General features: G+C 41.3%; 17 protein-coding genes, 1 tRNA gene and 1 other RNA gene. 10 read left to right on the top strand and 9 right to left on the bottom strand.

The window, feature by feature from the left end:
• Position 1: 1 nt before the first annotated feature.
• Positions 2–583 carry a sugar O-acetyltransferase gene (locus H8B17_RS06775; protein WP_190308455.1) on the bottom strand — a complete coding sequence of 194 codons (582 nt, stop codon included), beginning with the start codon at positions 581–583 and terminating at the stop codon, positions 2–4.
• A gap of 170 nt (positions 584–753) precedes the next feature.
• Here H8B17_RS06775 and H8B17_RS06770 point away from each other — a divergent pair, with 170 nt between their 5' ends.
• Together H8B17_RS06770 and H8B17_RS06765 are read left to right on the top strand one after the other, a co-directional pair.
• Positions 754–2211: an aminoacyl-histidine dipeptidase gene (locus H8B17_RS06770; RefSeq protein WP_190308454.1), complete on the top strand. Its 1458-nt coding sequence runs from the start codon at positions 754–756 to the stop codon at positions 2209–2211.
• 33 nt (positions 2212–2244) lie between these two features.
• Positions 2245–3030, top strand: coding sequence for a patatin-like phospholipase family protein (locus H8B17_RS06765; RefSeq protein ID WP_190308453.1), 786 nt, complete (start codon positions 2245–2247; stop codon positions 3028–3030).
• On the opposite strand, the gene H8B17_RS06760 is transcribed toward H8B17_RS06765, so the two are convergent.
• Positions 3020–3844, bottom strand: a complete 825-nt coding sequence (locus H8B17_RS06760; RefSeq protein WP_190308452.1) for an alpha/beta fold hydrolase — start codon at positions 3842–3844, stop codon at positions 3020–3022. The two genes, H8B17_RS06765 and H8B17_RS06760, sit on opposite strands and share 11 nt — an antisense overlap.
• 169 nt (positions 3845–4013) lie before the next feature.
• Here H8B17_RS06760 and H8B17_RS06755 point away from each other — a divergent pair.
• Positions 4014–4087 (top strand) — tRNA-Arg (locus tag H8B17_RS06755).
• A gap of 366 nt (positions 4088–4453) precedes the next feature.
• On the opposite strand, the gene H8B17_RS06750 is transcribed toward H8B17_RS06755, so the two are convergent.
• Positions 4454–5845 (bottom strand): type III PLP-dependent enzyme domain-containing protein, encoded by a 1392-nt coding sequence (locus tag H8B17_RS06750; protein ID WP_190308451.1) that lies wholly within the window; start codon positions 5843–5845, stop codon positions 4454–4456.
• 109 nt (positions 5846–5954) lie between these two features.
• On the opposite strand from H8B17_RS06750, the gene argS reads away from it, so the two are divergent.
• The 5 genes from argS (at position 5955) to H8B17_RS06725 (ending at position 12057) form a co-directional block, all read left to right on the top strand.
• Entirely contained in the window at positions 5955–7739 is a 1785-nt protein-coding gene (gene argS, locus H8B17_RS06745; protein WP_190308450.1) for an arginine--tRNA ligase, read from the top strand.
• Positions 7740–7939: 200 nt separating this feature from the next.
• Positions 7940–9019: a Gfo/Idh/MocA family oxidoreductase gene (locus H8B17_RS06740; protein ID WP_190308449.1), complete on the top strand. Its 1080-nt coding sequence runs from the start codon at positions 7940–7942 to the stop codon at positions 9017–9019.
• Complete coding sequence (locus H8B17_RS06735; RefSeq protein ID WP_190308448.1) at positions 9020–10213, top strand: BaiN/RdsA family NAD(P)/FAD-dependent oxidoreductase; 1194 nt, start codon at positions 9020–9022, stop codon at positions 10211–10213.
• Positions 10214–10232: 19 nt separating this feature from the next.
• Positions 10233–10622, top strand: an RNA gene (rnpB, locus tag H8B17_RS06730) — RNase P RNA component class A.
• Between the two features lie 49 nt (positions 10623–10671).
• On the top strand, positions 10672–12057 hold the full coding sequence (locus H8B17_RS06725; protein ID WP_190308447.1) for a sigma-54-dependent transcriptional regulator: 1386 nt from the start codon (positions 10672–10674) through the stop codon (positions 12055–12057).
• A gap of 37 nt (positions 12058–12094) precedes the next feature.
• On the opposite strand, the gene H8B17_RS06720 is transcribed toward H8B17_RS06725, so the two are convergent.
• Positions 12095–12241, bottom strand: a complete 147-nt coding sequence (locus H8B17_RS06720; RefSeq protein ID WP_190308446.1) for an LPXTG cell wall anchor domain-containing protein — start codon at positions 12239–12241, stop codon at positions 12095–12097.
• A 157-nt stretch (positions 12242–12398) separates the two neighbouring features.
• Entirely contained in the window at positions 12399–13250 is an 852-nt protein-coding gene (locus H8B17_RS06715; RefSeq protein ID WP_223816410.1) for an ATP cone domain-containing protein, read from the bottom strand.
• A gap of 91 nt (positions 13251–13341) precedes the next feature.
• On the opposite strand from H8B17_RS06715, the gene H8B17_RS06710 reads away from it, so the two are divergent.
• Entirely contained in the window at positions 13342–13641 is a 300-nt protein-coding gene (locus H8B17_RS06710) for a YgaP family membrane protein (RefSeq protein WP_190308445.1), read from the top strand.
• Between the two features lie 61 nt (positions 13642–13702).
• Here H8B17_RS06710 and H8B17_RS06705 read toward each other — a convergent pair whose 3' ends face one another.
• The 4 genes from H8B17_RS06705 to H8B17_RS06690 are packed head-to-tail and all read right to left on the bottom strand — an operon-like array spanning position 13703 to position 17173.
• Positions 13703–14512 (bottom strand): phosphate ABC transporter ATP-binding protein, encoded by an 810-nt coding sequence (locus H8B17_RS06705; RefSeq protein ID WP_190308444.1) that lies wholly within the window; start codon positions 14510–14512, stop codon positions 13703–13705.
• Positions 14467–15321 carry a PstA family ABC transporter permease gene (locus tag H8B17_RS06700; protein ID WP_190308443.1) on the bottom strand — a complete coding sequence of 285 codons (855 nt, stop codon included), beginning with the start codon at positions 15319–15321 and terminating at the stop codon, positions 14467–14469. The genes H8B17_RS06705 and H8B17_RS06700 overlap by 46 nt, the downstream gene beginning before the upstream one ends.
• Positions 15321–16208 carry a phosphate ABC transporter permease subunit PstC gene (gene pstC, locus H8B17_RS06695; RefSeq protein ID WP_190308442.1) on the bottom strand — a complete coding sequence of 296 codons (888 nt, stop codon included), beginning with the start codon at positions 16206–16208 and terminating at the stop codon, positions 15321–15323. Before pstC ends, H8B17_RS06700 begins: the two co-directional genes overlap by 1 nt.
• The gene (locus H8B17_RS06690; protein ID WP_190308441.1) at positions 16205–17173 is read right to left on the bottom strand and encodes a PstS family phosphate ABC transporter substrate-binding protein; all 969 of its coding nucleotides are present in this window, start codon (positions 17171–17173) and stop codon (positions 16205–16207) included. The genes pstC and H8B17_RS06690 overlap by 4 nt, the downstream gene beginning before the upstream one ends.
• Positions 17174–17346: 173 nt before the next feature.
• Between H8B17_RS06690 and H8B17_RS06685 the strand changes: the two genes are divergently transcribed.
• The gene (locus H8B17_RS06685) at positions 17347–19455 is read left to right on the top strand and encodes a HEPN domain-containing protein (RefSeq protein WP_190308440.1); all 2109 of its coding nucleotides are present in this window, start codon (positions 17347–17349) and stop codon (positions 19453–19455) included.
• Position 19456 lies beyond the last annotated feature (1 nt).

Here is a 19456-nt window from a genome sequence, read left to right as displayed (position 1 = left end):
TTTAGCGGTTTATTTTATCCTTGTCGGTGATTTCACGAAGCACCCGACAGGGATTTCCTGCCGCAACCACATTTTCTGGGATATTTTTCGTTACCACCGATCCAGAGCCAATTACCGTGTTTTTCCCAATGGTCACGCCGGGATTTATTACCGTATGACCACCGATCCAAACATTATCACCGATATTGATAGGCTTTGCAAATTCCCAGCCGGCTATGCGAGGTTCGTGGTGCACAGGATGGCCAGCTGTAAAAAGGGAAACATTTGGGCCTATCATGACGTTGTCGCCGATGATAACCGGAGCGCAATCCAAGACGATTAAATTGTAATTCGCATAGAAGTTATCTCCCAAAAAGATATTATATCCATAATCACAACGAAACGGAGGTTCGATAAAAAAGCGACTGGTGGTCTCGCCGAATAGCTTTTTTAATATTTGATTTCGTGCTTTTATTTTGGACGGTTCGAGATTATTATATTGAAAGAGTTGTTCTTTGGCGTATTGTCGTTCTTCCATCAACTCTTTTCCCATTGCTTGGTATAACTCCCCGGTAATCATTTTTTCTTTTTCTGTTTTTTTCATGTTGTTATTCTTTTGTGCGCGTTACTCCATTATCGTCGCCACTTTTCTTCGTGATTATAAATTATGTTTTAAATCTAGTATTTTTTCGTTCAGTAAAGATAGGCGAAACTAGCGAGTTCCATAATCCTGATAAAATCGTTATTTTTGAACAAAACGATAACAGAATACACATGATGTTAGAACAACAAATAGAACCAAAGTCGGTATGGACTTATTTTAAAGCGTTAAACGCCGTTCCCCGTGCTTCAAAGAAAGAAGAACAGGTCATTCAGTTTATGCTTGATTTCGCAGCCCGTTTAGGGTTGGAGTCGATACAGGATAGGGTCGGTAATGTGATTATCCGAAAGGCCGCTACCCCTGGAATGGAAAATCGAAAAACAGTTGTCCTTCAATCCCATTTAGATATGGTCCATCAGAAGAACAACGATACTGTATTTGATTTTGACATTCAAGGCATTTCGATGTTTGTCGACGGCGACTGGGTCAAGGCGAAAGGAACCACGTTGGGAGCCGACAACGGGATGGGCGTAGCCGCTATCATGGCCATACTGGCATCGGAAGATATCGCACATCCTGCTATTGAAGCGTTGTTTACCATAGATGAAGAAACCGGTATGACTGGTGCAAAGGGGTTACAGCCCAATTTGCTACAAGGTGAAATTCTATTAAATCTCGATACCGAAGACGATACAGAAATCGATGTTGGCTGTGCGGGAGGCGTGGATGTCACAGCCCGTCGCACATACCTCCCGGAAACCATTGGCGACGACGCTGTGTGTTTTAGATTAACCGTGAAAGGCTTGCATGGAGGACATTCAGGGATGGAAATTCACAAAGGCTTGGGCAATGCCAATAAAATAATCAACCGCTTATTGTATAGTTTATTACCGCTAGACATTCGATTGTCCAATATCGATGGTGGAGGGCTACGGAATGCTATTCCAAGAGAGAGTGTAGCAATTTTCGCTGCTGAGAAAACAACGGCAGAACTGCTCCTATCAGTTGTAGCACAAGAGAGTGCGGCGATAAAACAAGAGTTGGCAGGAGTCGATGAATATCTTGAAATCGTATTGGAGCGTTGTGAAGTGCCAAGTGATGACGTACTGCCGCTAGCGGTACAGACGAAATTGATACAGACGCTCTATACAGCACCAAACGGCGTTTACCGGATGAGTGCCAATTTTGATGATCTTGTGGAGACATCGAACAATATAGCACGTGTCAAGGTAGGGAAAGGAAAGATTACAGTTAAGTGTCTGACGCGTTCTTCAGTAGAATCGTCTAAAGTAGATTTAGCAAATGCCCTAAAATGTTGCTTCGAATTAATGGATGCAGAAGTTACCTTTTCCGGGGATTATCCGGGCTGGACGCCAAATCCAGATTCAGATATTCTCGAGGTCCTACGATCAGTCTATACGAATCTGTTTGACGAAAAACCACATGTTGTCGCCTGTCATGCTGGGTTGGAATGCGGTATATTGGGCAGTCATTACCCGGAAATGGATATGATTTCGTTTGGTCCGACCATTTTAGGAGCACATTCTCCACAGGAACGCGTATCGATATCTTCTGTACAGAAGTTCTGGAGATTCTTGTTGGAAATCTTACGACAGATCCCCGTAAAATGATTTTAAGTAGGACCGGATAATACCACTGCATAAATGAGGAGTTTTAAAAAACGAAAAAGAATATCCCTAGTACTTGGCGGTGGTGGCGCCCGAGGTCTTGCACACATCGGTGTCATCCAATACTTGGAAGAACAGGGCTATGAGATCGACGAGATTGTTGGTTGTTCGATAGGCGCCCTCGTTGGGGGTGCCTATGCGAATAAGCGCTTGCACGAACTAGGGGAGTGGATGAAAACCTTGACAAGAGGACAAGTCTTTAAACTAATGGATTTTTCAAATCCCCGCTATGGCTTGTTAAAAGGTGAGCGCGTACTAAATAACCTGCATGAGGTGTTTGAAGATATCAACATTGAGGACTTACCCCTGACTTATACGGCGATAGCCACAGATATGGAAAATGAGCAAGAAATGGTGTTTCGCAAAGGGAGCATATATGCCGCTATACGTGCTTCCATCGCTATTCCAGGTGTTTTTACAGGCGTATCTGTCGACGATCGTTTTTTAGTGGACGGCGGTGTTTTAAATCCGTTGCCTCTTAATTATGTGTCAAAAAAAAGAAATCTGGTCATCGCCGTAAATTTAGACGGGATGCCCATTAAGGACAAAACGAATGCTGCTCCAAACTTTACCGCACGGGCGCTATTGGTAGAGTCGTACTTCGCCATGCGCCGACGGTTAGCCGCGCTGACGATCGAGCTGTACCCGCCTGATTACGTGGTAGACGTTCCTCATAACGCGGCGGAAATCTGGGATTTTCATCGGGCTTCGGAATTGATCGATTTGGGATATAACATAGCAAGCAGAACATTTACAACCTAACCAAAAAATCCGCTAATAACGCATTGAATTCTGCTGGTGCTTCCATGTTCGGTAAATGACCACATCTAGCAATCTCTACAAACTGCGCATCCGAAATAGCTTCTTCTAGATCCCGCATATCCTGTGCAGCGGTAATCCGGTCGTCGCTACCACGAATTAGGAGTACAGGTACACGAATAGCACCCAAGGTATCGCTCGTATCTGTTCTTGCTGCCAATGCCAATAAGGTGGAACAGATGCTACGTATGCTATTTCTGCGAATGGCGCTTTTGATATACTCCACCGCTTCTGGGTTTTCTTGTATGCTATGAGCCGAAAATACATTTTCCACGAAGCCAATAGAAAATGGTCGGCGTCCGTGGTTCAGGATGGCCTGGATACTATCAAATCGCTTCTGTTTTCCTGCATTGGTATCTGCTTTGCTGTGTGTATCGGCTAGGATAAGACCTGATATCTTTTCCGGGAATAATTGATAGGCGCGCAAGGCAATATATCCCCCCATCGAAATTCCACAGAATATCGCTTGTTGGATATCCAGTTTTTCCATAAACACTCGAATATCCTTTGTAAAAACATCAATGGAAAAAAAGCCATGTCCGCTGGTCGATAGACCATGCCCACGAATATCCAGCGCGATTCCAGTAACATCATCCGGCAAGACCTGTAATTGGTCGCGCCACATATTTTTATTAAAAGGAAAGCCGTGTAAAAATATAATGGTTTTGGATGATGTAACTACTGATTTTTTTATATAATAGGAGATACTAATATCTCCAATACGTATTTTATTGCTTTTAATTAAGCTTTCGGTCATGTTTATAAATTTAATACGAATGTAATTATTTTTTAATCAACAATATACATACCATAGCTGTGTTTAATGTATCTTTTTTTTAAAATTAATTTGGAAAGACGGAAAAAGTGGCGATATTTGCATCACTAAATACAACGATAAATCATCGTTGCTATTGACGTAAAAGTCCGCGCTTGTAGCTTAACTGGATAGAGCACCTGACTACGGATCAGGAGGTTAGGGGTTCGACTCCCTTCAAGCGCACTTTTTTCTTACCGAATCTTAATTACATTTTGACATACTTTTTTTATCTATCCTGGAGTCATTCAGTTCCTGGCACAAATCAACAAAAATCCGCGATTTGTTTGGACTGGAAAAGCGACGGTACGTAACGATCTACCAAGCTTCAGCCTGTACGGGGATGCTTGTAGCGGACATGATTCGTTTCCTGAAATAGCTTGAAAACCGAAAGAAAACTGACCCTAGGCTGGCCGGTGCAGCAAAAAGACTTTTATCGCGACAACAGAATTAGTTGTCGCGATTTTTTTTGCAATGACTAACCGCCCGATAAATCGGAAAAAGGAACAAAAAGCGAAAAGCATCGGGGTGACCGATGCTTTTCTTAATTCCTTACTGATACCCCAGCAATTTCATTACCTGTTTGGAGTTTTGTTCCTCTCCGAATACTTCGAAATTAAAAGTCTCATCCCGGTTTCTACGGATAAGGACGTGCTTAGGAGAAGGTAGCAAACAATGGTGGATGCCACCATAACCACTCAAAACATCTTGATAGGCGCCTGTATGAAAGAACCCTAGATATTGCACCTTACGTGTTTTGGGCATAAAGATAGAATCCATGTGGGCTTCTTGGCTATAATAGTCTTGACCATCACAGGTAATACCGCCTAAATTCACTTTTTCATACTCAAAATCCCAATTGTTTATCGGTAATAGGATATACTTTTGGTTCAACGCCCATACGTCAGGCAGGTTGGTGATAAACGATCCATCGATCATAAACCACTTCTCTCGGTCGTTCTGTTGTTTACGACCTAGAACTTTATACAGGATACCCGATGCTTCAGCAACGGTATATTTTCCAAATTCGGTGATGATATCCGGTTCCATCACCTCATGGTGTGCACAGATTTGCTTGATACGGTTAACGATTTCATTCACCATATATTCATAGTCAAAATTGTGCTCCAAAGAATCTTTGAATGGCATACCACCACCGATATCTAAGGTGTCGAGTTCCGGATTTACTTTCTTAAACTTACAATAAAGGGTAACATATTTCTCCAGCTCGTTCCAATAATAAGGGGTATCAGATATACCCGAATTAATGAAAAAGTGTAGCAGCTTAACTTTGAAATTAGGATTAGCAGCGATTTTACTGTTATAGAAATCAATAACATCCTCTGAACGGATACCCAAGCGCGAAGTATAAAACTGAGAATCAGGCTGCTCTTCGGATGCTATGCGGATACCCAATGCACAGGGTTCATCCAACTCAATCTCATCGTCATAAAGATTAAATTCCTCTTTATTATCCAAAACGGGAATGATATTCGTATACCCATCATGAATCATATCGACAATGTATTGCTTATATTGGTAAGTTTTAAACCCGTTACAAATCACTGTAATGTCCTTGGTCACCGTGCCAGCACGCTCTAAGGAATCAATCATCGGCATATCAAAAGCAGACGATGTTTCCAAGTGGATGTCGTTTTTAAGCGCTTCCTCTACAATATGCTTGAAATGGGATGATTTGGTACAATAACAATATTTATAACTTCCTCTGTAGTCATTTTTTAAAATGGCTGTTTGGAACAAAATTTTTGCCTGTTGGATTTTTTTGCTGACGATAGGTAAATAGGTAAAACGCAATGGCGTGCCATACGTCTCTATCATCTCCATCAAATTCAAATCATGGAAATACAATTCGTCGTCGATAACCTCGAACCCGTCTTGTGGAAAACCAACACTTAAGTCAAGAAATTCCTGATAGCTCTGCATTTTTTATTATTTTTGGCAAAGATATACTTTCATGATGAATACCCTGCTATATAGGGGTATATTTTTCTATCTCATTATCAGAAAGTTATAAAAATTACGAAATAATTACATGGCTAATTCTATTCAACAGACTTTAATTGCACAGACAATTCAAGCAGTGCGGGAGCTTTATAACGCGGATATTCCCGAATCGCAGGTGACTTTACAGGAAACCCGGAAGGAGTTTGAAGGGCATATTACAGTGGTCGTTTTCCCGATAACACGCTTCTCCAAGAAATCGCCTGAGCAGACAGGTGAAGATATCGGAAAGTGGTTAAAGGCCTCTGTGCACGAGATATCGGATTTCAATGTGATAAAAGGCTTTTTAAATATTAGTCTTTCGGATCAACACTGGGTAACACTGGTCAACACGACATTAGCGAGTCCTACTTTCGGTTCTTTTCCGTCGAATGGGAAGAAACTCATGGTGGAATACAGTTCCCCCAATACCAATAAACCGCTTCACTTAGGCCACATACGAAATAACTTATTAGGCTACTCGGTTGCAGAAATATTAAAAGCTTATGGGTATGATGTTGTGAAAGCCAACCTAGTCAATGATCGTGGCATCCATATATGTAAGTCGATGCTCGCCTGGCAGAAATATGGAAATGGGGAAACGCCAACCTCTTCTGGATTGAAGGGCGATCATTTGGTTGGCAAATACTATGTTATCTTTGATCAGGAATACAAAAAAGAGATCCACTTACTGAAAGAGCAGGGGCAGACAGAAGAGGAAGCGAAAAAGAATGCTCCTTTGATAAAAGAAGCGCAGGCGATGTTGCAACAATGGGAAGCTGGTGAGAAGGAGGTCATCCAGTTGTGGAAAACGATGAACGGGTGGGTATACGAGGGGTTCGAGCAAACTTACAATAAGTTGGGGGTTGATTTTGATAAGTTTTATTATGAATCGGACACTTATCTGCTGGGCAAGGATATTATCCAAGAAGGATTAGACAAAGGCGTATTCTTTCGAAAAGAGGACAATTCGGTGTGGATTGATTTAGCGGATGAAGGATTGGATGAGAAACTGGTTTTACGGGGAGATGGTACCTCGGTATATATAACCCAAGATTTAGGTACTGCCCAACTCAAATACGACGAATTTCGAATGGATGAATCGATCTATGTCGTGGGTAATGAACAGGATTACCACTTTAAGGTCTTATTTCTCATCTTAAAGAAATTAGGAAAATCTTGGGCAGAAGGATTATACCATTTGTCTTACGGAATGGTGGATTTACCTTCAGGAAAGATGAAATCGAGGGAAGGAACGGTGGTTGATGCAGACGATTTGATGGACGAAATGCTAGAAACGGCCAAAACGCGTACGGAAGAACTAGGAAAAACCGAAGGATTAGGGGAAGAGGAAAAATCTTCGTTGTATAATACCATCGGCATGGGCGCTTTAAAATACTTCTTGCTCAAGGTAGATCCCAAGAAACGGTTGTTGTTCGATCCCAATGAGTCTGTTGACTTTCAGGGGCATACAGGGCCTTTTATCCAATACACCCATGCACGTATTAAGTCCGTCTTACGCAAAGCACCGTTCGACTCTTCTGTTACCTTAGGGACACCGTCTGAATTATCTGTTTATGAACAAGACTTAATACAATCGTTAAGCAGATATCCGGACGTATTGGAAGCCTCGGCAAAAGAGTTCTCGCCTGCGCAGCTCGCGAATTACGTATATGAAGTAGCGAAATCTTACAATAAATTTTATCACGAAGAAAGCATCTTAAAAACCGAGGACGAAACGGTGAAGAATTTCCGTTTACACTTGTCGGCGATAGCGGCACGGGTTATTTCGGAAAGTATGCGGTTATTAGGTATCCAGGTGCCAGAGAGGATGTAGGTTTTTCTCTTCTTTTTTTACCTCAAGAAAAGAAACAAAACGAAGTGAGCTCATGAACACTAAAATAAACACATGTTGATAAAAAATCGTCGCTTCGGATCTTTGCCATCAGGGATAATACTAAGGATGTATTTCTACAGTTGTTAAAGATCCAGAGGCGACATGTAGTGTTAACGGATGGATAGTACAATATGGAAACGATGCAAAAAAAATATAAAATAGGATTAATCGGATTTTCGATAGGAGGACAGGTGTTCCATGCGCCCTTCATTATCGGTAACACGTCGTTGGAATTGTATAAAGTAACGGCGAGAAAACCGGAGCAACAGCAGATTTTGGCTAATAAATACCCAACAGCTGTTGCTGTACAAACGCCGGATGAAATCATCGATGATCCGCTAGTGGATATCGTGGTCATTGCCACATCCAATGATGTACATTTCTCTTTAACGAAGCAAGCACTGAATGCGGGAAAGCACGTTGTTGTCGAAAAACCGTTTACTAACACCACGGCCGAAGCAGATGAGTTGATTGCCCTGGCTAAACAGAAAGGACGAATACTAACTGTTCATCATAATGCCAGATTTCATTCTGATTTCAAAACAGTTAAACGAATAATAGAAAGGAAAAGATTAGGTTCGGTTGTGAATTATCAAGCACGTTTTGACCGCTTTAGAAACTACCTACGAGAGGGGGCTTGGCGAGAACAAGATTTGCCGGGTTCCGGTATTCATTACGACTTGGGGGCACATTTAATAGACCAAGCGTTGCAACTGTTTGGGAAGCCTGAGACTGTCTTTGCCGATTTGCGAAAACAACGCGAACATGCCAAAGCAGTTGATGATTTTGAGATTATTTTAAGTTATCCTACGCGCAAGGTTTCTTTGTTCGGACACATGTTGGCAAAGGAGCCTACACCACGATTTTCACTTTATGGCCTGAAAGGCTCGTTCGTGAAACGAGGCGTAGATCCGCAGGAAGAGTTACTACGCAAGGGGGCTTTTCCACACGAGCATCCCAAATGGGGAGTGGAATCGGAACACCTACATGGTGTGCTGAACATACTGGAAAATAGACAGGATATACGTGAGACAATACCCAGTGAAATAGGGGCGGGACAAGACTTTTACCAAAACTTAGTAGATGTATTAAATGGTGATGCAGAACTCCTGATAACACCGCAACAGGCCCGAGACGTTATCCGTATCTTAGAGGCAGCAGAACAATCTTGGACAGAACAACGTGTTATTTCGCTTAAAGACGAATTGATCGCTTATTAAATGAAATACGACGCAATCATCATCGGAGGGGGCGCTTGCGGACTGATGTGTGCAGCGCAGGCCGGATTATTAGGTAAACGTACGTTGGTACTGGAAAAAAATGATAAACCCGGTGCCAAAATTTTAATCTCGGGAGGAGGGCGCTGTAATTTCACCAACCTCTATACGTCATCTGAGAACTTTGTAACAGAAAACCAACATTTTTTACACACGGTATTCTCCCGATGGACAGTGGAGAACACCATTTCCTTCTTTGACACCTTCGGTGGGATTCAAGGGGAGGAAAAGACACTCGGACAACTTTTTCCGAGATCAAATAAGGCCAAAGATATCGTCGCTGTATTTATGAAATTGCTCTATGAAACTGCACAAGATATTTGGATGCACACCGAGGTGAAATCTGTTTTAAAGGACGGAGAAGGATACACAGTATCTTTTGTACGGGAAGGAACGGAGCAACAACTTTTTTGTAAGAAAGTAGTTTTTGCTTCAGGAGGTTTGCCTGTTTCCAAATTAGGTGCTTCCGATTTTGCGTTGCAAGCGGCTCGTCAATTCGGTTTGTCTGTGGTGGATACCGCACCAGCACTGGTGCCATTAACCATAACGGGAAAAGATGCGATATGGTATGCGTCGTTGGCAGGGAACAGTGTTTTTGCTCGTGTTTATAACGATAGAATCAGTTTTGAAGAAAATATCCTGTTCACCCATTGGGGGCTGAGTGGTCCGGCCATTTTACAAATATCATCTTATTGGCGTGCCGGCGAGACCTTCACGATAGACCTACTGCCCAATTTCAATCTGGATGAAATAATCAAAAACGAACGGGCAACGGGAGGAAAACGCACTGTAGGACAACTGTTGAACAACTATTTTACAAAAAAGATGGTGGAAGCTTTGAGAAAATACCTCCCTCTTGACCTGAAGATTGCATCGCTTAGTAAAGCGGATGCCAAATCTGTGTGTGACACTATACATAAGTTTGAGGTGAAACCGGCCGGGGATAAAGGTTATGATAAAGCGGAGGTGATGCGGGGTGGAATCTCGACGAAAGAACTTCATCAGCGTACACTAGAGGTTCAAAAGCATCCCGGGCTTTATTTTGGAGGAGAAGCTGTGGACATTACCGGATGGCTCGGTGGTTATAATTTTCAATGGGCTTGGGCTTCCGGTTACCTAATTGCGCAAGATTTATAATTTTCTTAACTTTGTGGCGAAGCAAACTGGTTCTATCGCTGTCTTGCCCTTGGGCAGGAGAGAGGAAAGTCCGGGCAACATAGAGCAACACGCTTCCTAACGGGAAGGCTCTTATGTAAATAAGAGACAGAAAGTGCCACAGAAAGGATACCGCCTCGACACGTTCGAGGTAAGGGTGAAAGCGTGAGGTAAGAGCTCACGGTATTGTATGGTGACATGCATTACGGTAAACCTCGTGTGTTGAAAGACCAAATAGATTACGAAATTCGAAGGCTGCTCGTCTTCTCTCGACCTGTCGAGATTCGTAATGGGTAGGTTGATGGAGCCTGTGTGCGAATGCAGGCCTAGATAAATGATAGAAGTCCAAAAAATACGGATACAGAACCCGGCTTACAAGGTTTGCTTCTTTTTTTTAATAAAGATACTTATATTAGTTATTCACCAAGTTGAACATATAAATGACCACAATCTTAATCATCGACGATGAACGACCTATAAGGAGCTCGTTACGCGATATATTGGAATACGAAGATTACAAAGTGCTAGACGTCGATAACGGGTTTGATGGATTGGATATTCTGAAAAAGGAAAAAATAGATCTCGTTCTATGTGATATCAAAATGAATAAGATGGACGGCATGGAAGTCCTGACAGAGGCGCAAAATATCAGTGATACACCCTTTATCATGATTTCCGGTCACGGTACCATCGAGACAGCGGTGGAAGCCGCCCGAAAAGGGGCTTTCGACTTTTTGGAAAAACCACTCGATCTCAACAGACTGTTGATTACCGTGCGTAATGCCCTTGAAAAAGGTGTCTTGGTCAAAGAAACCAAAGTGTTAAAGAAAAAAGTTTCCAAAACCAAGGAGATACTAGGTGAATCGCCAACAATCAGTATTATAAAGGAAACAATAGATCGCGTAGCGCCAACAGAAGCACGTGTTTTGATAACTGGAGAAAACGGGTCTGGAAAGGAACTGGTAGCACACTGGCTTCATGAGAAGTCTGCTCGAGCAAGTTCACCTTTAATCGAGGTCAACTGTGCCGCAATTCCCTCCGAATTAATCGAATCTGAATTATTTGGTCATGAAAAAGGGTCGTTTACCTCTGCCGTAAAGCAACGTATCGGAAAGTTTGAGCAAGCCAATGGTGGTACGTTATTTCTAGATGAAATTGGTGATATGAGCCTTTCGGCACAAGCGAAGGTATTGCGTGCATTGCAAGAAAACAAAATAACACGTGTAGGTGGAGAAAAGGAAATTGACGTGAATGTTCGGGTCATTGCCGCGACGAACAAAGACCTCCTAAAAGAAATCGAGAATGGCAATTTCCGGATGGACCTTTACCATCGTTTAAGTGTTATCTTAATTCATGTGCCATCCCTGCAGCAACGTACCGTAGATATTCCGATTATAGCGTCCAGTTTCTGTGAAGAAATATGTGGAGGGTATAATACGCCTACAAAAGAGATCACAGAAGGAGCAATGCAAGCCTTACAAGAATTGCCTTGGACAGGAAATATCCGTGAATTACGGAATATGATTGAACGGTTGATTATCCTAAGTGATAAAAAAATTACGGAAAAGGAAGTGGCATTGTATGCTAATCCGTCAAATAACCATATAGCGGTGGTGGAAAGCCCGAATCGTAAGACAGATCAAACGCTACATTTTGATAAATTTGAATCTTTTCAAGACTTTAAAGATTATGCGGAAAAAGAGTTTATCAACTTTAAATTAGATAAAAATGGATGGAATGTTTCAAAAACTGCCGATGATATCGGGATACAACGTAGTCACTTATATCATAAAATTGAAAAGTTTGGTTTAAAACGAGCAGACTAATGATTAAAAAAGCGGTAGACAACTTTCTACCGCTTTTTTAATCATTAAATCTTCGCTTTTGTCTCCTATACAGCACAATAATAATAACAAGCAGTATGATAGCTCCTACAATAATCGCTGCCGTAGGCGATGTTTCTTTCCCTTCTGCCGGGATATCTTGAATAACAAACCCCATCGTTCTCATAACTTCATTATTTTAAATAATACACTTGAGTTAATGTAATGTTTTTATTCTGAAAAACCAAATATATTAGTACAAATATGGCGTCTTTTTCGTTAAATAATGTTAAATATGTGTTAAAATTATTTTATTTTTAGAAGAAAATAACGTTGACAAGAAACTATTTCTCGCTCTCAACCGGTTGGTGAATTAATTCTTGAGCTTCGATTAAAATTCGCTTTTTTTGAGAAGATGCGGTTTGCAAGGACTGTAGATATTCGGGGTTTTCCACCAGGTCGCGGACAAGGATACAACCATTTTTGAGTAAGGCCGACTTCTCTGCGTTACTTAAGTTCGTTAAACAGGTTATAGGATAAAGCGCTAAATCGTCTGCTTGGTTCTTAATACTATTCTGTGCGGGATAATCCCAGGCTAACATGTTCAGATTATAATATTCGCCAAAACGAATAGAATCTGTTGTAAGATAGGCGTTCGTCACTAACCAACCATCCGTAAATTGTTGAGAAGTTTCAAAAAAAGAAAAGGATAGCTCTTTAATATCTTTTACTCTCGAAAGGAAGTACATAGGCGTAGTGACGGATATTTTTGCATCTACATCGTTTCGGAATTTACATTCTATGGCTAACATCGTTGTTCCTTTTGTGGCAATTACATCGATTTCGTGTGTCACGGCATGACCTTGTACAGTTTTTCCCGTAGTCGTTTGGTAGCCTGCATTGGCAAACAATTTACCGATCCATTTTTCAAAATAAAAGCCTTCAGGCCCTAGATCGCGTAGGGCTTTTTTCAAAGAATATCTGGCAGCATAGGAATCGCGGTGATTTCTTAGTAAATCAAAAGCCAATTCATAAAGTTCGCGTGTGGTTATACCGTGATAGAGGCGGGGCTGGATGCTTCGGAAGACCTTTTCAACTTCTTCTTCCGATGCCTCTGATTTGGAAAGAGAGTGCCTCAATTTTTTCGGTTCAAAAGGCACCAATTCTCCGGAATGTTTTTTTACATGAATATTCATTTGTATCTGTTTGGATGCCAAAAAGTACAACTTTTAACATAGACAACAAAACATTTTTGACAAATAAACTGTTCTAATTAAAAAATACGTTATGGGAATTATAGATCAAGCGGTAGACAAAATGAAAACTAAACTGGATGATGCCTGTGAACATGGTACGATAGGGCGTTCAGAACGTATGCTTTCTGTTATTGCGGGTGGCTTTATCCTGGGATATAGTCTAAAGAAAATAATCAAAAAGCCGCTGAGAGCGTTATCGGGTGTTACGTTGGGAGGAGCTTTGATCGTTCGGGGAGTAACTGGTAAATGTCCGGTAGTGGGGGCAATAGACCATGCGGAAGAGGAAGAACGTAATCTTACATTAATCGAACGTCGATATTTTGAGAAATAACAGATATCGTATTTAATACTAATTCAAGTCAGATTATCAAATGATAGTTTGGCTTTTTTTATCAACTGATAAAACCTTTTACATATTGTTGTGTGATTTCTTGCTTTGGATTCAACAATATTTCGTCTGTTTTGCCAAATTCGATTATTTCTCCATCATACACAAATATGATATAATCAGATACCCGTCGGGCTTGGCGGAGAATGTGAGTCACCAGCACAATCGTATAGTCTTGTTTGAGCTCAATCAATAAATTTTCTATGGTTTGGGTAGACACCGGATCCAACGCCGAAGTCGATTCATCTCCTAGAATAATTTCTGGTTTTACGGCTAATCCGCGAGCTAAGCATAAACGTTGTTGCTGCCCTATCGAAAGTCGAGTTGCTGAGGCATCCAAACGATCTTTGACCTCCTCCCACAAACCGACATTCCGCAATTGAGTTTCCACTAGTTGCGCTAATACACGCTTGTTTTTTTCGCCATGTATCCGCGGTCCATATGCCACATTGTCAAAAATGGACATCGGCAACGGGAAAGGTTTTTGCGAAAGTAGTCCCATTTTTTTTCGTATATGGATAACCTCTGCGCCATCTGCATAGAGATCCTCCCCATTCACCAGAACAGACCCACTGATCTCCAGTCCCTTTGTATCGTCTACAAGACGATTTAAGGTCTTAAGTAGGGTAGTTTTTCCACAGCCAGACGGGCCAATAATAGAGGTAATCGAATTATTGGGGATAGATAAGTTTATATTCTTTAAAATACGTTTACCTTCAATGGTAACATTTAGATCTTTAATTTGAATATGAGGACGGGAAGCGTTCATTAAATCTTGTGTTTCCGTTGCTTGGATGCCAGCAGGTGTGTGCATATGACGATAACTAATATAATAAATGTTAAAACTAGAGCGGAAGCATAGGCGCGTCCTTGTACTTCCGGAATGGGGCTGCTCAATTGAAAGAAAATAGCTAAGGGTAAGGTGGCAGCGGGTTCGTCTATATATTTGGGCAAGTTATCACTAAATCCGGTGGTTAACAAAACACCGGCAACATCCCCAATAGCACGTCCAAAAGCTAGTAGTATAGCGGTGAAAACACCGGGCTTGATGTATTTTAGACATATTTTTGCCGTTTCCCATCGGGTTGCACCTAACGAAAAGGTCACGTGTTTCAAATCGATCGGAATCGTTCTTAGCAACTCATCTATGGTTCGAACGACAATAGGGATAGTTAATAAGGTAATCGTAATTATTCCACCCAGTAAGGAGGCTCGGATACCCACCCAAACCATGATACTGAAGGCGATGGCGCCATATACAATAGAAGGGATGCCAAAAAGCACATCAAATAATAATTTGCATGAACGTTCTAGAAAAGAGCCACTCTTTACATAAACGTTCAGAAACACCGAAATGGGAACTCCGAGAAGCGTCGCGAGTATAGTAGAAGAGGTTGCCAAATATAACGAACCTAAAATAGCATTTAGAATACCGCCTTCTTTACCCATATAAAATCCCCCTTTTGGCACCTGGCTAATGATATCCCAAGACAGATACGGAATTCCCTTGTAAAGAATTGTACCTATGATAAAGAAAAGAGAGCCCGTAATAGTTATACCCGAAACCTGCATAGCTACCTTCGCTATTTTTTCTTTAAATAGTCGTTTATTTACATTTGACATTATGCTTTTCCCTCCAGTCTATTGAGAATTATGCGCGATATTAAATTGAATCCAAAAATGAGTGTAAATAACAATAAAGCTGCAAACATCAATGCAGAATCATACAAGGGTATAGACATCATCTCCCCGAAGTTATTCGCGATTAAAGCCGGTAATGGATAGCCAGCATCGAAGAACGATTTCGGAACCTGCGGGATATTTCCGCAGACCATGAGAACGGCTATTGTTTCGCCAAAGGCACGAGAAATCCCTAAAACAACCGCCGCAACTAATCCCGGTCTTGATTTCACCAAGATTACTTTGACGATCGTTTCCCATTTGGTTGCGCCTAATGATAGCGAGGCAGCTTTCAGTTCATAAGGAATAGTTTGGAGTACTTCCACCATAATGCTCACCATGATGGGGAAAATCATTACGGCCAAAACAATTCCGCCGGCGAATACGGTATAGCCTGTAGTTTCAGCCCCCACAATAGGAGCAATATATTCGCTCAAAAAAGGCACGACAAACAATACCCCCCAAACGCCATATAGCACAGGCGGAATGGCCGCCAAAACATTCACTAAAGGTAAAACCATCTTCCGCAGTGCATCATCAGCATACTCTACCAGATAAGTCGAGGCCAAAATACAAAGCGGTACGGCAATAATGAGCGAAATAAAAGTTACCCATACCGTCCCCATAATGAAAGGGAAAAAACCAAAACTGCCATTCAATGGCGACCATACACTTTCTGTAAGTATAGTTCCTAAATCTTCCGCACGCAGCAACGGTATTGATTTTAATCCCAGCCCGATAAGTATAACGGCGATAACGACGAGGGATAAAATCAACATCGCAGCAAAACTCTGTCGTATAAGCTTATCTTTTAATAATCTCCAGCTCACTTTAATTTAGTTAATTCATTATTCTTTATCTCATCGTTCAAAGGAACGTATCCATTTTCGAGTAAGTAGCCCTGTTGCTCCTTTTCGAGGACAAATCGTATAAAAGCAGCCAATAATTTTGTCTTGTTATCAGCCCGGATGACAAATGTCAGATCCCGGGAGGGGGGCGAAGGGTAATGATTGGTGGCAACAGCTTGCGTTAAGGAATCTAGGTGATCATAGAAATATTCTTCTTTATCAACATACCCATTACCATTCAGGTCCAGTGGGAGAACAGCTATATTTTCGACTGTTTTCTTTGTTTTGAGGTTATAAACAAAATTGACATTGCTGAAGCCGATCGAAAGAGGCTTATCCTTAATCGCCTGTACCAAGCCGGGATCTCCGAATATTCCCACACCTTTTAACCCCTCTTGGTGTACGCCGAGAAACTTTGCCCAAGTTTCCGCAGCTCCCGCAGCATCCGAACGTACATAAACTTCGATCGGTTTATTGATGAAACGATCATCGATGTCGCTCCAAAGCTTATATCGACGATGTACAAAAACCCCTTCTAATTCCGCTCGTGTCAACCCACGTTCCTTAAGAAGAGCATAATTCGGATGATTGCAATTAAAAGAACCTACTACAGCATCTTTCGCTACCTGTATAGGATAAGCACCGCGTTCAAGTTCCTGTTTATGTAAATCGCGGGATACCAGACCGATATCCACCATATTGGATAATACGTCGGAAATACCCTTGCCAGCACCACCTGCCGAAATATTAAACCGTACGTGCGGGTTCTCCTTTTTAAAATCTTCACTCCATAATACCGCGATAGGATATAGAGCAAATGCTCCCGAAATAGATATATTCCCGATATAACCTTTTTTTTCGTCGTACCCTTCTTTAATTTTGGGGGCGCATGAAATGAATAGAAATATATATAAAATGCTGTATATTAAATAATTATGTATTTTCACTGAACTTGCATTTGAATCGCTTCAGAAAACTTCACACAAATATATACTAAATTGGTAGATTTTGTATTATTAATAGATAAAAATTTTATAACTTTGCCCATGTGCTATTGATAAAATGTAGCCATATTGAGGAGTAAATTAGAGAATTCGTAAATAGAAAAGAGTTTAGGTTCATGCAAAGTTTCCGAACAGAGTTAGAAAATCCGGTTGTTCCACAAGAGATTATCGATTTAGAAAAGAATATTCGTGCCTATAGGGAAGGGCAGATAGTCGAAGATAAATTTAAATCTTTAAGACTGGCACGTGGTATCTACGGACAACGTCAACCCGGTGTACAGATGGTACGCATCAAAATTCCATTTGGTAAGTTGACATTTAAGCAACTGCTTAAGATTGCTGATGTGTCTGATGAATATGCTTCTTCAAACCTGCATTTTACGACCCGTCAAGATATTCAGATACACTATGTGAGTTTGGATAGAACACCAGAGTTATGGGCTAAATTATCTGAAGATGATATCACCATTCGTGAGGCATGTAGTAATACGGTGCGAAACGTCACTGCTTCCTGTGTAGCAGGTATAGATCCCAATGAGCCGTTTGATGTCGCTCCCTATGCACATGGTTTCTTTAAGTATTTCTTAGGCAACCCCGTTAGTACGGAGTTAGGAAGAAAATTCAAATTTGGTTTTTCGTCCAGTGAAGAGGATACGGCACTTTCTTTTATTCATGATATTGGCTTTATTCCAAAAGTGCAATACGAAAATGACCAAGAAATTAGAGGGTTCAAAGTCGTACTTGGAGGAAGTCTAGGGGCACAACCTTATATCGGACAAGCGGTTTCGGAATTTATGCACGAGGATCATATTATTCCTTTCGCGGAGTCGGTTATACGTGTATTTGGCATATATGGAGAGCGTTCTAACAGAAATAAGGCGCGTTTAAAATTCTTATTGAATAAAGTCGGTTTTGATGAATTTGTAAAAATGGCTGCCGAAGAACAGGTCGCGAATAAAGTAAAGACATATAAAATTGATCGAGATACTGTCCTAGAGCCTATTCCACCTACTCCTGCAGTAATTAAAGTAGAAATTCCTGCTAGTAGACAATTGGCCTATGAACAATGGAGAACAACAAATATTTTTGAGCAGAAGCAGCCGGGATATTATGGCGTATTCATAAAGGCTAAAACTGGAGATATGTCTACCGATATCGCTCGTAAGCTGGTGGCCTCTGTACGTCATCTTATCGCGGATGATATGCGGGTTACGATCAACCAAGGATTGTTGCTTAAATATGTTCCATATGACAACCTTCCTGAATTGTTTCTCGCATTAGACACATTAGGATTGACAGAGCCTGGACATGATAGCGTTGCCGATGTAACCACCTGTCCGGGAACCGACACCTGTAACCTAGGTATATCGAACTCTATGGAGTTGTCCCGTGTGCTGGAATCTGTTATTTATGAAGAATATATCGATTTTATTCACAACAAAGAAATCAAGATAAAAATTTCGGGCTGTATGAACAGTTGCGGCCAACACGGTATTGCGCATATCGGATTTCATGGTAGCTCTATGAAAGTCAACGGAAAGATTATGCCTACAGTACAAGTATTGTTGGGAGGCGGCGCTGTTGGCAATGGCGAGGGCCGCGCTGCCGATAAAGTAATCAAAGTTCCGTCTAAACGTGCCCCGCAGGTATTACGAACCGTACTTGATGATTATAGCGCCAAGGCAAATGATTATAAGAGTTTCTTAGACTATTACGATGGTTTAGGCAAAGATTATTTCTATCAGCTTTTGAAACCATTGGCGGATCAAAGTACAGTAGTGGACGACGAGTATGTGGACTGGGGACAAGATTCAGAATTCATACGTGCGATAGGTGTAGGCGAATGTGCCGGTGTGATTATCGACCTTGTTGCCGCCCTGTTAGTGGACTCACAAGAGAAATTGCATTATGCGGATTTATCCATAAAGGAGGGAGCATATGCTGATGGGATCTACCATACGTACAGTTCCTTTATTAATAGCGCAAAAGCATTATTATTGGATAAACAAATACACAGCAGCACACAGATTGGTATTATCAAAGACTTTGATACCCATTTTGTAGAAACCGGAGAATTTGATTTTGAACAAAAGAGTTTTGCAGATGTAGTTCTTCAGATCAGCAAAAACGAGCCGACGTTAGAATTTGCGCAAGCATATTTTATACAAGCACAACAATTTTTAGAACAAACTAAATCACAGCGAGAAGCTGTGTTGGAAAAATAGT

The organism is Sphingobacterium arenae (genome assembly GCF_014692505.1).
Classification (GTDB): Bacteria; Bacteroidota; Bacteroidia; order Sphingobacteriales; family Sphingobacteriaceae; genus Sphingobacterium; species Sphingobacterium arenae.
Note: the sequence above shows the minus strand (reverse complement) of the source record. Positions and strands in the feature narration are given on the sequence as shown.